Raw genomic sequence first — 15,131 nt, forward strand, 5'->3', positions numbered from 1 at the left:
TCTGTCTAAATTTCACTGCCGAGATTTGCTATTATTTTTTAGCGACTTCGCAGATTACCGCTGCGACACGTTCTGTTGCGTCTGTGATCGCGCAACCATAGGCTTTTTCAGCCATCACTAATAATTCAGCTCTGTCCCACTGGTCGAGTAACTCGGCAACAGCATCAGGGGTAAATTGTGGCTGCTCAATAATCTTTGCAGCCCCAGCTTGTTCTAGTGGTAACGCATTCCAATATTGCTGGCGGTCTTTGTGCTGGAAAGGGACAAAAATCGCAGGTAAGCCAGCAGCAGCGACCTCGCTAACGGTTAATGCACCTGAGCGGCAAACAACAATATCAGCCCATGCGTAAGCTTGCGCCATATCATCAATAAATTCAGTCACTTTAAACTCAGAATTGACTGAATTTTTCAAGCAACCATTATACAGTGCTTCTGTCGATTCCTTACCGCCTTTTCCCGCCTGATGCCAGATATTTAACTGTTTGGTTACTTTTCCAGCAACCACAGGCATGACTTGATTCAAAATACGAGCGCCTTGACTCCCTCCTACAACCAGAACGCGTATAGCGCCTTCTCGCCCTGTAAGGCGAGTTTGCGGTGCAGGAAGAGCTAAGACATCTTCACGTACTGGGTTTCCAACCACGGGCGCATTAGGGAATGCGCCAGGAAATGCTTGTAATACTTTTGTTGCAATTTTGGATAACCATTTATTGGTTAATCCTGCAATCCCATTCTGTTCATGGAGAACAACAGGAACACCGCATTGCCATGCAGCAATTCCTCCTGGTCCGGAAACATAGCCGCCCATACCTAAAACTGCATCAGGTTGATAGCGTTTAATGATCGTTTTCGCTTGGCGGATAGCTTTATAAATACGCCAAGGTGCTCCAATCAATGCACCTAAACCTTTACCTCTTAAACCAGAGATTTGAATAAATTCGATATCGATACCATGTTTAGGGACTAAAGTTGCTTCCATTCGATCCGCAGTTCCCAACCAGCGAATTTCCCAACCTTGAGCCTGCAAATAGTGTGCTACAGCTAAACCAGGGAAAACATGTCCCCCAGTCCCACCAGCCATAACGAGTAATTTTTTTGCCTGACTCATTTGGAACTCCTTACAAACGCCTGAGCTTTCTCAAGACGTGTCTCATAATCGATTCGCAGTAATACCGCAATTGCCGCGGACATGACTAATAAACTGGAACCACCATAACTAATCAATGGGAGGGTTAACCCTTTAGTTGGCAGCATACCTGCTGCGGCACCTACGTTTACTAACGCTTGAAAGGTAAACCAAATACCAATTGAGCAAGCGAGATATCCACCAAAAAGTTGATTTGATAGCAAAGCGCGACGCCCAACCATCATGGCTCTAAATGCCAACATAAAAACCATCAGCAATACCAGTACAACACCAACATAGCCAAGCTCTTCCGCTAATACAGAAAAAATAAAGTCGGTATGAGCCTCTGGTAAATACTCTAATTTTTGTACTGAGTTACCCAGCCCTTGTCCGAGTAACTCACCTCGACCAAATGCCATCAGTGACTGAGTTAACTGATAGCCACTACCGAATGGGTCGTCCCACGGATTTAAGAATGAAGTCACTCGACGTAAGCGATAAGGTTCAAAAATGATTAAGGCTAAAACCCCGACTCCACAAGCCGCAATACCAATAATAAATGGTGCTAATCTAGCACCTGCTAAAAATAGCAGCCCAAGAGTCGTGACAACCAATACCACAACAGTCCCTAAGTCAGGCTGTAGTAATAATAAAAGCGCCATGAAAATCAAAATACACATTGGTTTTACAAAACCAAAAAATTTAGTCCGTACTTCATCTGATTTACGAACTAAATAGCTAGAAACATAGCAAAACAGTGCAAATTTCGAAATTTCAGCAGGCTGAATTTTTACGATACCAATATCTATCCAGCGTGATGCCCCGTTAACCGAGCTACCCGCGACCAACACCACTGCAAGCATAGCTAAGGCAATCATCAATAGGGTAAAACTGTATTTTTCCCATGTCGCCATAGAAATACGCATTACACCTAATACCAGTAGAAAAGCGATGACCAGATAAACCACATCACGCTTTGCAAAATAGAATGGGTCATCCGTTAATTTTTGCCCAACAGGCATGGATGCCGAAGTCACCATGATAAAACCAATTGCTGCCAAACCGAATGCTAGCCAGACCAATGTACGGTCATAGAGCGTCGTGCCTGAAATCACGCCATTCTTTTCACCAATGACCCAATTTTTTATACGCAAAGCACCCGGTATGGTCATTAACCTAACTCCTTAGCTAACTGAGCAAAGATATCGCCACGCTGTTCAAAGCTTTTAAACTGATCCAAACTCGCACAAGCTGGGGATAACAGCACCATATCCCCTGTTTTCAATAAAGGTGCAATTTGGCGCAGACTTTGCTCCATCGTCTCAGTGAGTACTGATTTTTCTGGCGCTAATTCCGCAAGCTGCTTACCATCACGACCAAAGCAGTACAGGCGATAATTATCTGCCGAAATATAATTTTTCAGTGGTGAAAAATCTGCCGATTTACCATCACCACCCAGCAGTAGATAAATAGTACCATCCACATGTAAACCATTTAATGCAGCTTCAGTGCTACCTACGTTGGTGGCTTTAGAATCGTTAATCCAACGAACTCCATTATTAAATAATACTAATTGGAAGCGATGAACTAAGCCCGCATACTCTTTTAATACTTTGATGCTAGCTTCACGAGGAATACCAACCGTATCCGCTAAAGCTAATGCAGCTAGTGCATTCATATAGTTATGCTGCCCAGTTAAATGCATTTCTGAGGCATCTAACACCGTTTCCCCTTTCGCTATCAAAACTCGCTTTTGAGTATCAAAGTAGTAATCGCCATTATTTAACCCAAAGCTAGTACATTGATTGAGCCGATGGTCAGTAGGGAGCGTTAAGACATCCTGAGCATTAACAATACAATGTTGTGCATTGTCATAAATTCGTAATTTAGCCGCGCGATACTGTTCCAACCCTAGTGGATAGCGATCCATATGATCTTCACTGATATTCAATACTGTCGCAGCAGCTGCTTGTAAACTAGAGGTCGTCTCCAATTGGAAGCTAGACAGCTCTAACACATACAAACTATGACCTTGATTTAACAGTGATAACGCTGGAATACCAATATTTCCGCCAACACCGACAGAAATGCCAGCGGCTTTAGCCATTTCGCCAACTAAAGAGGTCACAGTACTTTTACCATTTGAACCGGTAATCGCTACGATAGGTGCATCTACCTCACGGCAAAACAGTTCAATATCACCAACAATTTCAATGCCTTTATTGGCGGCTAATTGTAGTTGCTTAGTTGCCAGTGCAATACCTGGACTCGCCACAATTAAGTCAGCTTGTAGCAGCCATTCATCATTCAAACTTCCACTATGGCAAATCACATTATCGGGAAGTTTATCAATGCCGGGCGGCACAGCGCGGGTATCCATCACACGAGGAACAACACCACGCGTGAGGAAAAATTGAACACACGATAGGCCAGTTAACCCTAAGCCTATAATGACAACGTTTTTACCCTGATACTGCTGAGCCTGTAAACCAACCATTTTAACGCACCTTCAATGTTGCCAGTCCAATCAGGACTAACATTAAGGAGATAATCCAGAAACGAACGATAACGCGAGGTTCTGGCCAACCTTTCAATTCATAGTGATGGTGAATTGGAGCCATACGGAAAATTCGTTGGCCACGTAATTTAAATGAGCCAACTTGTAAAATCACAGACAACGTTTCAACAACGAATACACCGCCCATAATCACTAATAAGAATTCTTGGCGTAAAAGAACTGCAATCGTTCCTAATGCCCCCCCCAGAGCTAGTGAGCCTACATCGCCCATAAAGACTTGCGCTGGATAAGTGTTAAACCATAAGAAACCGAGCCCAGCCCCAACTATAGCCGTGCAGACAATCACTAACTCACCTGCATGAGGTAAGAATGGAATATGTAAGTAACTCGCAAAGTTGACGTTACCCGTTGCCCATGCAATTAGGGCAAATCCAGCAGCAACAAATACGGTAGGCATAATCGCTAAGCCATCTAAACCATCAGTCAGGTTAACCGCATTACTGGTTCCAACGATAACGAAGTAAGCTAATAAAATGTATAGGAGGCCTAATTGAGGCATAACATCTTTAAAGAATGGTACAACTAACTGAGTGGCTGGCGTGTCTTTTCCAATAGCGTACATAGAGAATGCAACGACCAATGCTAAGACTGACTGCCAGAAATATTTCCAACGAGCGATCAGACCCCGAGTATCCTTTCTCACGACTTTGCGGTAATCATCCACAAAGCCCACGATACCGTAGCCGACTAAAACTAATAGTACGCACCATACATATGGGTTTTCTAAGCGCGCCCATAGCAATACGGATACGCAAATAGAGAACAGAATTAAAATTCCCCCCATTGTCGGCGTACCGCGCTTGCTGAAGTGAGATTCAGGACCTTCACTACGAACAACTTGTCCGATTTGCATTTTTTGCAAGTAGGCAATTAAATGCGGTCCCATCCATAAAGCAATAATCAACGCAGTCAGTAAACTGACGATGGCTCTAAACGTCAAATAGGAAAAGACGTTAAAGACCGAGAATTTGTGAACCAATAATTCGGCTAGCCAGACTAACATGCGAAGCACTCCTTCAATGCATTCACAACATCTTCCATCGCGGAGCTGCGTGAACCTTTAACTAAAATAGAAACAACGTCATTCTGCTGGGTTAGCGGAATGAGTCGAGTTAATAAATCTTGTTTAACTGTAAAATGTTCACCACATTCGCTAGATTGGCTGATAATTTCGCTTAGCTGCCCAACACTTAATACTTTATCTAAACCTGCTTGTTTAGCTGCAATCCCAACACGCTGATGACAATCATGGGCATAATGACCAAGCTCACCCATGTCTCCTACCACTAAAATGCGATAACCGGGTAATGTTGCCAGCACATTAATTGCCGCAATCATTGAGCCATCATTCGCATTGTAGGTGTCATCAATAACGACTTTGTTATCACCTAAACGTACGGGATATAAACGTCCCGGAACCGCTTTAGTACTCGCTAAACCTTGACTGATCTCTTCCAGTGTTGCCCCAACAGAAATCGATAATGCACTTGCCGCTAAAACATTAGCAATATTGTGCATACCAGGAAGTGGCAGAGTAATATCCACCTGCCCTACTGGGGTATGTAATGTAAAATCTGTTGTTAATTGCTTGACCTGAATATTTGAAGGGTAAAAATCCGCGTGCTCTTGTTGAGTTAATGAATAACGCCAAACTGTCTGACGTGGCTTGAATTGCCACTTATCCGAATAGCTATCCAAATTGACGATCGCTGTTCCCTCATCAGGTAAACCTTGATAGATTTCACCTTTCGCTTTCGCTACGCCTTCTGGAGATCCGAAGCCCTCTAAGTGAGCCCCAAATAAATTATTCACTAACACCGCTTCTGGTTTTACAATATTGGTGGTGTACTCAATTTCATGAGGATGGTTTGCACCCATCTCAATCACAGCAAATTGGTGATCATGGGTTAAGCGGAATAGTGTTAACGGGACACCAATATCGTTATTGAGATTACCCGCTGTGTACAGTGTTTTTCCACGCTGTACTAAAATCGAGGCGGTCATTTCCTTGACTGAAGTTTTTCCTGAAGAACCCGTTAAACCAACAACGTGAGCTTTAGATTGTTGGCGAACCCAAGCCGCTAATTGCCCCATAGCAATTCGAGTGTCATCCACAATAATCTGCGGGCAATTGATATCGAGTTGATGGTCGACTAATAACGCAGCAGCACCCGCGTCAACCACTTGACTCGCAAAATCATGGGCATCAAAACGCTCGCCTTTTAACGCAATAAATAAGCAACTTTCATCAATTTTTCGGCTATCGGTACTAACATTTTGCAGCAATAATTCTTGATTACCTTCGTTAATAACGCGACCATGAGTGACTTGTAAGAGTTGGCTTAGTGTTACGGGGATCATGCTACCACCCCCAATAATCTCGCCACCGTCAAACGGTCTGAATAATCTAAACGGCGTGAGCCAATAATTTGGTAATCTTCGTGACCTTTGCCTGCGACTAAAATCACGTCATCAGGTTGAGCTTGCAAAATGGTGCTTGTTACTGCTTCTGGGCGGCCAGGGATGGCTAACACACGGCTTGAATCTAAAATACCCGCCATGATGTCATTGATAATATCAAGGGGCTCTTCACTGCGAGGGTTATCATCCGTGATCACGACTTTGTCTGCATACTGTTCCGCAGAGGCCCCCATTAGAGGACGCTTGCCTTTATCTCTATCACCACCACAACCAAAGACACACCATAATTTGCCTTTGCAGTGCAAACGTGCCGCTAAAAGTGCTTTCTCTAGAGCATCCGGCGTATGGGCGTAGTCAACAACCACTGTTGGCTTACCTTCAGTGCTGAAAACTTCCATACGACCACAAACTGGCATCAAGAAATCTGTTGCCGCTAATAATTTATCTAATGGATAATCCATCATAAGTAAGGTTGCCATTGCCAGCAGTAAATTACTGACATTGAAAGCGCCCATTAGAGGGCTTTCAAAAGAACCTTCTCCCCACGAAGATGCAAAATGAATTGTTGCACCTTTGTCGTGGTAATCCACGTTTGTCGCTTTTAACCACGAACCTTGCCAATTTTTTGGGATACGATTTTCCATCGTAACTGCGCAGGCTTGTGGCAAACGATGCAGCCATTTCAGTCCAACATCATCATCCGCATTAATAATTTGTGTTTTTGTCTGATGAGTAGAAAATAACAACCATTTAGCCGCTTCATAGTTTTCCATATCACCGTGATAATCCAGATGATCACGACTTAAATTGGTAAATACCGCAGCATCGAAATTTAATGCAGCAACACGACCTTGAATTAACCCATGGGAAGACACTTCCATCGCCGTTAAGGTCGCTTTCTTATTCAATAACTGAGTTAGCTCCAGCTGGATATCAACCGCTGAGCCTGTCGTATTTTCACTTGGCGAAACATGACCTAACAAACCATTTCCCACGGTTCCCATCACCGCAGATGTTTCACCTAAGCCTTTTGCCCACTGAGCAATTAATTGGGTTGTCGTGGTTTTACCATTGGTACCGGTCACTCCAACCAATTTCATTTTGGAAGATGGCTGATGATAAAACTCACCCGCTAAAGCAGACAAGCGGTTATTCAAGTCATGGAGATAAATGACGGGTACACCATGCACAACGCGAATTTCGCCTTCTTCAGCTTCACCTTGTGCTTCTGCAATAATGGCAGCAACACCTTGAGCAATAGCTTGAGGAATATAGTGTCTGCCATCCGATTGATGGCCTTTTACTGCAATAAACAGATCACCCGCGGCAGCCTTTCGGCTGTCTAGCGTCATCTCTCGTAGAGAGATATTTGTTGTGCTCACACCAAAAGGTGCGAGGAGCTCACAAAGATTACGATCTGCCACTTTTAACCTCTTTTTGACTGTTCACGATTTCACTTTTATCGTCTGTTGGCAATGCGTCTGGCTCAACATTCATCAGGCGTAATACCCCACCCATAATGGAACCAAAAATAGGTGCAGAGACCGCACCTCCATAATATTTACCCGCTTTAGGATCATTAATCAGAACCACAAGGGCATAGCGAGGGTTGCTGGCTGGCGCAACTCCTGCTGTATAAGCGATATATTCATTAACATAGCGACCTTCAGGACCGACTTTCTTCGCAGTACCTGTTTTAATCGCAATTCGGTAGCCTTTGATTGCCGCACGAGTTCCCCCACCACCAGGCAGAGCAACACTTTCCATCATATGAACGACCGTGCGCATAATAGGCTCAGGAAATACCCGTGTACCCGGAACGGGTGGATCAACTTTAGTGATAGACAGTGGGCGATATACACCAAAACTACCAATTGTTGCATAGGCACGCGCTAGCTGTAATGGAGTCACCATTTGCCCGTACCCGAAAGAAAAGGTGGCCCTTTCTAAATCAGACCACCGTGTTTTTTTACTTGGAAAGATACCACTACTTTCCCCGACTAACCCCAGATTAGTCGGCTTACCAAACCCAAAGCGGCTATACACATCCACCAACTCTGTAGCTGGCATCGCTAACGCTAATTTTGAAACACCAACGTTACTCGACTTCTGTAAAATCCCCGTAATAGTTAACTCCGCATAACGCGCGACATCTTTAATTTCATGGCCATTAACACGGTATGGATAGGTATTTAATACGGTATTTTCTTTAACAATTTTATTATTTAGCGCACTCATAACCACCAAGGGTTTTACCGTTGAACCGGGTTCAAAAATATCGGTAATTGCCCGATTACGCATGGCATCCATTGGCGTTCCTGCAAGGTTATTCGGGTTATAAGATGGGCTGTTTGCCATCGCAAGAATTTCACCCGTCTGCACATCCACAAGAATCGCAACACCTGATTCAGCTTTGTTTTCCTGAACGCCTTTAGTGAGTTCACGATAAACAATGGATTGAATTCGCTCGTCAATACTTAACATCAAGTTATGTGCAGCTTGGCTGTCTACTGTAGAAACCGTTTCGATTACACGACCATTACGATCTTTACGTACAGTACGCTCCCCTGGAGCGCCTTTTAACCAACGGTCAAAACTTTTTTCAACCCCTTCAATGCCTTCACCGTCGATGTTAGTGACCCCCAGTAAATGCGCAGTAACAGGTCCTGATGGGTAATAACGGCGAGATTCTTTGCGTAAATAAATACCCGGAATTTTTAATTTGCGGATATATTCACCAATTGAAGGATTGACTTGACGCGCTAAGTAAACAAAGCGCCCTCTTGGATTAGACGAGATTTTAGTGGTGATTTGATCTAATGGGATTTCGAGGGCGTCAGCAAGAGCTTTCCAATGCTCATCGTTACTAATACCACCCTTTTCAAAAATTTCTTTTGGGTCAGCCCAAATAGCGTTCACTGGAACACTAACGGCTAACTGACGACCTTCACGGTCACTGATCATTCCACGAGCAGTTGCCACTTCTTGCACGCGTAAAGAGCGCATATCCCCTTCTTTTACCAATTTTTCAGGTGCAATAATTTGAAGATAGGCAACACGGACAAGTAAACCGGCTAACGCTAAAACAATACATCCACACAGCAAAACAAAGCGCCAGCGAACAAAGCTGGTGACTTCTTCTGTTTTCTTGTTTTTAGCTGGTTTGGATGCTTTCATTCTGAACCTTTGTTATTGCTTCGAGACAATAATGTTTTCTTGGGACGGTTCTACATGAACCATCTGTAATTTCTCAACCGATAAACGCTCAACACGGCTATGACTCGCTAACGCATTCTCTTCTAAGATCAAATTTCGCCATTCGATATCAAGAGAATCTTTTTCTTCATACAGCTTGTCTTTCGCTGCGGTGAGTAGTCGCGTTTCATGAGCCGTTGTCACCACGAACACGGCACTAATAACAATTGCGGCTAACAAGATCAGCGGAATAATTCCGTAGCGAAATAAGTCGCGACCGATAACTCTAGCTAAACTGTGCCTTTCTGGTGTCATTACTCTGGCGCTCTTTCTGCAAAACGTAGCACTGAACTACGAGCCCGTGGGTTTTCATCAATTTCAGAATCTGATGGTTTCATTTTTCCTAATCCACGTAACTTAGCAGCACCTAACTCTTTAATTTGCGCCTCAGTCAAAGGGATCCCCGGAGGAACTGAAGGACCGGAGCTATGCTGACGTATAAAGCGTTTTACTAATCTATCTTCAAGTGAATGGAAACTGATCACCGATAAACGTCCTTCAGGGGCTAAAACTGACATCGCACCATTCAACGCTTTTTCAATCTCTTCCAATTCGCTATTAATATAAATACGAATTGCTTGGAAGCTTCGTGTTGCTGGATGCTTGTGTCTATCCTTCATTGGACTCACTTTCGCAATCAATTCAGCCAAATGACGAGTACGTGTTAATGGCTCTTCTTCTGGATTATGGTTGCGCTCAACGATGGCTCTTGCGATGCGCTTAGCGAAACGTTCCTCACCAAAAGTCTTTAATACCCATGCGATATCATCGGCTTCGGCCGTCATCAGCCATTGTGCAGCTGATTGCCCATGAGTCGGGTCCATTCGCATATCGAGGGGTCCATCACGCATAAATGAAAATCCACGTTCGGCATCATCTAATTGAGGTGAAGAAACGCCTAAATCCAGTAAAACACCATCAATCTTGCCAACTAAACCTTCTTCTTCGGCATAATCAGCAATCGCTGAAAATGGACCATGCTTAATCATAAAGCGAGGGTCATCGATTTCTTGAGCAGCTTTAATCGCTTCCGGATCACGGTCGATTGCAATTAAACGGCCATTTTCACCAAGCTGACTCAAAATCAAGCGAGAGTGCCCACCGCGACCAAATGTGCCATCGATATAGATGCCGTTTGGTTTTAAATTTAGCCCATTGACTGCTTCATCGAGCAGTACGGTTACGTGTTTAAATTGTTGTTGCGTCATTGTTATAGTGACAAATCCTGTAAACGGGCGGAAAGAGGTTCCTCAGCAAGGCGTTCAGCAGCAATGTCATTTTCCACCTGCTGATACCACATCTGTTCATCCCAAATTTCAAATTTATTTATTTGGCCTACCAACATGACCTCTTTTGTTAGCCCTGCGTGTTGACGCAGCGTGCTAGCTAGCAAAAGACGTCCTGCATTGTCTATCTGACATTCACTGGCATAACCAAGTAAAAGACGTTGTACTCGACGTTCTGCCGGATTCATCGTGGATAACTTAGACAGTTTTTCCTCAATGATTTCCCATTCGGGTAAGGTATAAAGCAACAGACATGGCTGGTGAAGGTCAATGGTACAGACCATTTGCCCTTTCGATTCCTCGCTCAGCATTCCTCGATAACGAGTAGGCACGGTTAGTCGCCCTTTGCTGTCGAGATTAACCAGTGTTGCCCCACGAAACATACCTGATTATTCCCCTTTATTTCCTACTCACCCACTTTACCCCACAATTCTCCACTTATAAAGTTTACGAATGGTATGAAAACGTTGTCAAGCCAGCTGCACGTTGCTTTAGCTATATTTACAGAGCGATTTAGAAAAGAAAAAGTCGGAAAAAATCATACTTAGAAAGAAAAAGAGAAATAACGAGTTGATATAATTCACTTATTTTATAAAGTGCAGATAAAAGAGGTTTAGATCTATTTCATTGCTGCAAAATCATACAAATTTGTATAAATGATATATACGTCTCATTTTTAATCAGTTTATTTCGTGTTTATTTTTCACCCACTAATCATCAATAAACGATGATTATTTATACCGAACTACTTTAAAATATGTATTTAATTATAAAATACATAAATATCAAATAATTAAATAACTGTTATAATTCACAGTGCTTTTCATTTGATGATTATTCATACAAAATTTCCACCTATAATTTTGAAAATTAAAATTAATCATTTCGGAAAATATAAGCTGGATAGAAAATCATCAAAAAAGGTATTAGGATAATTCCTAAAGTTAAATATTTACGTAAGTTTGCTTCAATTAACAATTTCCAGTCTAATTTCATGAAGCAAAAAAAAGCCCCTAACATGTAGGGGCGAGTATTTTACTCATAATCGTGATTAACATCACTAACTATTCAATTGGTTTTTTCATTATTGGACAAGGTTTATCCACTATTGCTTACGACCAAGGCTTCCTCGGCGACATAAATCTCTGCGAATACGACGAATCCCAGTTTCTGGTTTCTGTTTTTCGTCAAGACTAGCTAATACCAGTTCTAAAATTCGTTCCGCAATATCACGATGGCGTTGAGCAAGTGATAACACAGGACAACCGAGGAAATCGAGTAATTCATTATCCCCGAATGTGCTGATGACCATATCCTCAGGTAAGCGACCGTCGCGTTTTAATGCAACATCCAAAACCCCTTGTAATAGAGAAAATGATGTTGTGAATAATGCATCAGGCATTGCATTCCCACTGTCAAGCCACTGAGAAAAGACTTCAGCAGCAGCGTCACGCTCATAGCTATTAGCATAAAGGTAGTTCACTTGACGTTGATCACCCTCCCATGCTTTACGAAAGCCTTGCTCACGTAGATAACTCACGGATAATTCTGGTAATGCACCAAGATACAATACCGATTCAGCAGGGAATTTACGTAATTCCGAGGAAATCATCTGTGCATCTTCTTGGTCATCCCCTACCACGCTAATAAAATGTTCTTTTTCTAGCGCCCTATCTAAAGCAATTATCGGAAGCGAGCGGTTCGCCCAACGCTGATAAAATGGGTGTTCAGGAGGTAGTGCAGTAGAAACAATAATAGCATCCACTTGACGCTGAAGCAGATGCTCCACGCAACGAATTTCATTGTCAGGTTGGTCTTCTGAACAGGCGATTAAAAGCTGGTAACCGCGCTGACGAGCCTGCCTCTCAAGATAATTTGCTATGCGTGTATAGCTGGTATTTTCAAGATCAGGGATCACCAAACCAATGGAACGAGTTCGGCCAGCACGTAACCCCGCAGCGACTGCATTTGGATGGTAATTGTGCTCTCTGACGACTGCCATCACTTTTTCTACAGTTTTATCGCTGACTCGATACTGCTTGGCTTTGCCGTTGATCACATAACTAGCCGTTGTGCGGGAAACACCCGCTAAACGGGCTATCTCATCCAGTTTCACGTTAACCTCTTTACAATAATGGGGATAGCCCCGAATCATTCGAGGCCTTATATCACTCTATTCTACCTTTGGATGATAAATTTTTCATCGCATAATTTTATCACCACGGGAAACGCCGACGATCCCTGAGCGTGCAACTTCAACAATTTCAGCAACACCACGTACAGCTTCAATGAAAGCGTCCAGTTTATCGCTTGTTCCCGCTAGCTGAACGGTATACAGCGTTGGTGTAACATCGACAATTTGTCCACGAAAAATATCCGCACTTCGTTTGATTTCATCACGCCCATAGCCTGAGGCCTGTAGCTTCACTAACATGATTTCACGTTCGATATGTGCAGATGCAGTCAATTCGTTTACTCGTAAGACATCCACCAGCTTGTGAAGCTGCTTTTCAATCTGCTCCAGAACTTTGGCATCACCTTTAGTCTGGATGGTCATGCGCGACAATGTAGGGTCATCCGTTGGGGCTACGGTCAAGCTTTCAATATTGTAGCCTCGCTGTGAAAACAGCCCAATCACCCGAGAAAGTGCCCCTGATTCGTTTTCTAATAATACTGATAAAATACGACGCATAATCAGGTCCTCTCCGTTTTGCTTAACCACATTTCATCCATTGCTCCGCCACGGATCTGCATTGGGTAAACATGTTCAGTTTCATCAATATTGATATCAACAAATACCAGCCTTTGGTTTTCATTGACTTCAACCAATGCTTGTTTGAGCTTTTCTTCTAGCTCATCAGGAGAAGCGATAGATATCCCTACGTGCCCATAAGCCTCAGCCAACTTGGTAAAATTTGGGAGTGATTGCATATATGATTGAGAGTGGCGACCTTGATAAATCATATCTTGCCACTGTTTTACCATCCCTAAGAAACCATTATTCAGGTTTAGGACTAAGACCGGCAGAGCATATTGTAATGCAGTAGATAGCTCCTGAATGTTCATTTGAATACTGCCATCACCAGTCACACAAACAACTGTTGCTTTTGGATGGGCCAGTTTTACCCCTAACGCAGCAGGCAAACCAAATCCCATAGTGCCAAGCCCTCCTGAATTAATCCAATGTCGAGGTTTATCAAATGGATAATAAAGTGCAGCAAACATTTGATGCTGCCCTACATCAGAAGTGACATACGCCTCACCGTTGGTTAAACGATAAATCATTTCAATCGCTTGTTGAGGCTTCACTTTGTTTGGGCTTAAGGCATATTTTAGGCATTGCTTTGTGCGCCAGCTTTCAATTTCTTTCCACCACTCTTTCAATGCCGCAAGATTTTGATCCAGCGACGCGTGGTCTAGCTGCGCAATCATTTGTTCCAAAGTTAGTTTGGCATCACCGACAATGGGAATATCGGCCTTTACTGTTTTTGAAATTGAGGTTGGATCCACATCAATTTGGATAACCGTCGCATTAGGGCAATATTTTTCTAAATTATTGGTAGTGCGGTCATCAAAGCGAACACCCACCGCAAAAATCACATCGGAGTTATGCATCACTTTGTTCGCTTCATACGTTCCGTGCATGCCAAGCATGCCAACAGATTGCGAATGCGTTTCAGGAAATGCGCCTAGCCCCATCAGCGTTGAAACGACAGGTAACTGGAGTTTTTCTGCCAGCGTAATTAATTGCGCTGAACAATCTGCATTGATTGCCCCGCCTCCCACATAAAGAACCGGTTTTTTAGCAGAAATTAGTTTCGATAATGCTTTTTTTATCTGCCCTTTATGTCCTTGTAATGTCGGATTATATGAGCGTAACGTAACAGTATCGGGGTAACGATATGGGAATTTTAGCGCAGGATTAACTGTGTCTTTGGGAAAATCAATAACCACAGGACCAGGGCGCCCAGTTGACGCAATATAAAATGCTTTTTTGATCGTTTCAGGGATCTCTTTTGCATGCTTAATCAAAAAACTGTGTTTGACGATAGGGCGAGAGATTCCCACCATGTCACATTCTTGGAATGCATCATTACCAATTAACGAGCTAGCAACTTGACCCGATAGCACCACCATTGGCACTGAATCCATATACGCAGTGGCTATTCCTGTAATAGCGTTGGTTGCCCCTGGTCCTGAAGTCACAAGGACAACACCAACATCACCAGTAGAACGTGCATAACCATCAGCCATATGCACTGCTGCCTGCTCATGACGTACTAAGATGTGCTCTACCCCGCCAACGGTATGCAGTGCATCATAAATATCTAAAACCGCGCCACCTGGGTAGCCAAAAACGTGTTTTACGCCTTGGTCAATCAATGACTTGACGACCATTTCCGCTCCTGACAACATCTCCATGAGTTTGTCCCTCAGACTATTTGCAAGTTAATAGAGAGCCATG

The 15,131-nt window shown here is 43.3% G+C and carries 13 protein-coding genes; all 13 read right to left on the reverse strand.

Features of this window, described 5'->3' with window-relative positions; translation table 11 throughout:
* Positions 1-31: 31 nt before the first annotated feature.
* On the reverse strand, positions 32-1,108 hold the full coding sequence (gene murG, locus PROVRUST_RS11555) for an undecaprenyldiphospho-muramoylpentapeptide beta-N-acetylglucosaminyltransferase (RefSeq protein WP_006815004.1): 1,077 nt from the start codon (positions 1,106-1,108) through the stop codon (positions 32-34).
* Positions 1,105-2,298 (reverse strand): cell division protein FtsW, encoded by a 1,194-nt coding sequence (ftsW, locus tag PROVRUST_RS11560; RefSeq protein ID WP_006815005.1) that lies wholly within the window; start codon positions 2,296-2,298, stop codon positions 1,105-1,107. Before ftsW ends, murG begins: the two co-directional genes overlap by 4 nt.
* Positions 2,298-3,623, reverse strand: coding sequence for a UDP-N-acetylmuramoyl-L-alanine--D-glutamate ligase (murD, locus tag PROVRUST_RS11565; RefSeq protein ID WP_006815006.1), 1,326 nt, complete (start codon positions 3,621-3,623; stop codon positions 2,298-2,300). Before murD ends, ftsW begins: the two co-directional genes overlap by 1 nt.
* 1 nt (position 3,624) lies before the next feature.
* Positions 3,625-4,707 (reverse strand): phospho-N-acetylmuramoyl-pentapeptide-transferase, encoded by a 1,083-nt coding sequence (gene mraY, locus PROVRUST_RS11570; protein ID WP_006815007.1) that lies wholly within the window; start codon positions 4,705-4,707, stop codon positions 3,625-3,627.
* Positions 4,701-6,065 (reverse strand): UDP-N-acetylmuramoyl-tripeptide--D-alanyl-D-alanine ligase, encoded by a 1,365-nt coding sequence (gene murF / locus PROVRUST_RS11575; protein WP_006815008.1) that lies wholly within the window; start codon positions 6,063-6,065, stop codon positions 4,701-4,703. Before murF ends, mraY begins: the two co-directional genes overlap by 7 nt.
* Positions 6,062-7,549, reverse strand: coding sequence for a UDP-N-acetylmuramoyl-L-alanyl-D-glutamate--2,6-diaminopimelate ligase (gene murE, locus PROVRUST_RS11580; RefSeq protein ID WP_006815009.1), 1,488 nt, complete (start codon positions 7,547-7,549; stop codon positions 6,062-6,064). Before murE ends, murF begins: the two co-directional genes overlap by 4 nt.
* Positions 7,536-9,302 carry a peptidoglycan glycosyltransferase FtsI gene (gene ftsI / locus PROVRUST_RS11585; protein ID WP_006815010.1) on the reverse strand — a complete coding sequence of 589 codons (1,767 nt, stop codon included), beginning with the start codon at positions 9,300-9,302 and terminating at the stop codon, positions 7,536-7,538. Before ftsI ends, murE begins: the two co-directional genes overlap by 14 nt.
* Before the next feature lie 12 nt (positions 9,303-9,314).
* The gene (ftsL, locus tag PROVRUST_RS19615) at positions 9,315-9,635 is read right to left on the reverse strand and encodes a cell division protein FtsL (RefSeq protein WP_006815011.1); all 321 of its coding nucleotides are present in this window, start codon (positions 9,633-9,635) and stop codon (positions 9,315-9,317) included.
* Positions 9,635-10,588, reverse strand: a complete 954-nt coding sequence (gene rsmH, locus PROVRUST_RS11595; RefSeq protein WP_006815012.1) for a 16S rRNA (cytosine(1402)-N(4))-methyltransferase RsmH — start codon at positions 10,586-10,588, stop codon at positions 9,635-9,637. Before rsmH ends, ftsL begins: the two co-directional genes overlap by 1 nt.
* Before the next feature lie 2 nt (positions 10,589-10,590).
* Positions 10,591-11,049, reverse strand: coding sequence for a division/cell wall cluster transcriptional repressor MraZ (mraZ, locus tag PROVRUST_RS11600; protein WP_006815013.1), 459 nt, complete (start codon positions 11,047-11,049; stop codon positions 10,591-10,593).
* Positions 11,050-11,771: 722 nt separating this feature from the next.
* Positions 11,772-12,782 carry a catabolite repressor/activator gene (cra, locus tag PROVRUST_RS11605; RefSeq protein ID WP_039855137.1) on the reverse strand — a complete coding sequence of 337 codons (1,011 nt, stop codon included), beginning with the start codon at positions 12,780-12,782 and terminating at the stop codon, positions 11,772-11,774.
* Between the two features lie 84 nt (positions 12,783-12,866).
* Positions 12,867-13,358, reverse strand: a complete 492-nt coding sequence (ilvN, locus tag PROVRUST_RS11610; protein ID WP_039855139.1) for an acetolactate synthase small subunit — start codon at positions 13,356-13,358, stop codon at positions 12,867-12,869.
* A gap of 2 nt (positions 13,359-13,360) precedes the next feature.
* Positions 13,361-15,088, reverse strand: a complete 1,728-nt coding sequence (gene ilvI / locus PROVRUST_RS11615) for an acetolactate synthase 3 large subunit (protein WP_006815017.1) — start codon at positions 15,086-15,088, stop codon at positions 13,361-13,363.
* Positions 15,089-15,131: the final 43 nt, after the last annotated feature.

Source organism: Providencia rustigianii DSM 4541, assembly GCF_000156395.1.
Classification (GTDB): Bacteria; Pseudomonadota; Gammaproteobacteria; order Enterobacterales; family Enterobacteriaceae; genus Providencia; species Providencia rustigianii.

What these genes read in the sequence shown, in the direction of transcription:
- murG (WP_006815004.1), bottom strand. Translation starts at nt 1,108, where the DNA reads ATGAGTCAGGCAAAAAAATTACTCGTTATGGCTGGTGGGACTGGGGGA.
- ftsW (WP_006815005.1), bottom strand. Translation starts at nt 2,298, where the DNA reads ATGACCATACCGGGTGCTTTGCGTATAAAAAATTGGGTCATTGGTGAA.
- murD (WP_006815006.1), bottom strand. Translation starts at nt 3,623, where the DNA reads ATGGTTGGTTTACAGGCTCAGCAGTATCAGGGTAAAAACGTTGTCATT.
- mraY (WP_006815007.1), bottom strand. Translation starts at nt 4,707, where the DNA reads ATGTTAGTCTGGCTAGCCGAATTATTGGTTCACAAATTCTCGGTCTTT.
- murF (WP_006815008.1), bottom strand. Translation starts at nt 6,065, where the DNA reads ATGATCCCCGTAACACTAAGCCAACTCTTACAAGTCACTCATGGTCGC.
- ftsI (WP_006815010.1), bottom strand. Translation starts at nt 9,302, where the DNA reads ATGAAAGCATCCAAACCAGCTAAAAACAAGAAAACAGAAGAAGTCACC.
- ftsL (WP_006815011.1), bottom strand. Translation starts at nt 9,635, where the DNA reads ATGACACCAGAAAGGCACAGTTTAGCTAGAGTTATCGGTCGCGACTTA.
- rsmH (WP_006815012.1), bottom strand. Translation starts at nt 10,588, where the DNA reads ATGACGCAACAACAATTTAAACACGTAACCGTACTGCTCGATGAAGCA.
- mraZ (WP_006815013.1), bottom strand. Translation starts at nt 11,049, where the DNA reads ATGTTTCGTGGGGCAACACTGGTTAATCTCGACAGCAAAGGGCGACTA.
- ilvN (WP_039855139.1), bottom strand. Translation starts at nt 13,358, where the DNA reads ATGCGTCGTATTTTATCAGTATTATTAGAAAACGAATCAGGGGCACTT.
- ilvI (WP_006815017.1), bottom strand. Translation starts at nt 15,088, where the DNA reads ATGGAGATGTTGTCAGGAGCGGAAATGGTCGTCAAGTCATTGATTGAC.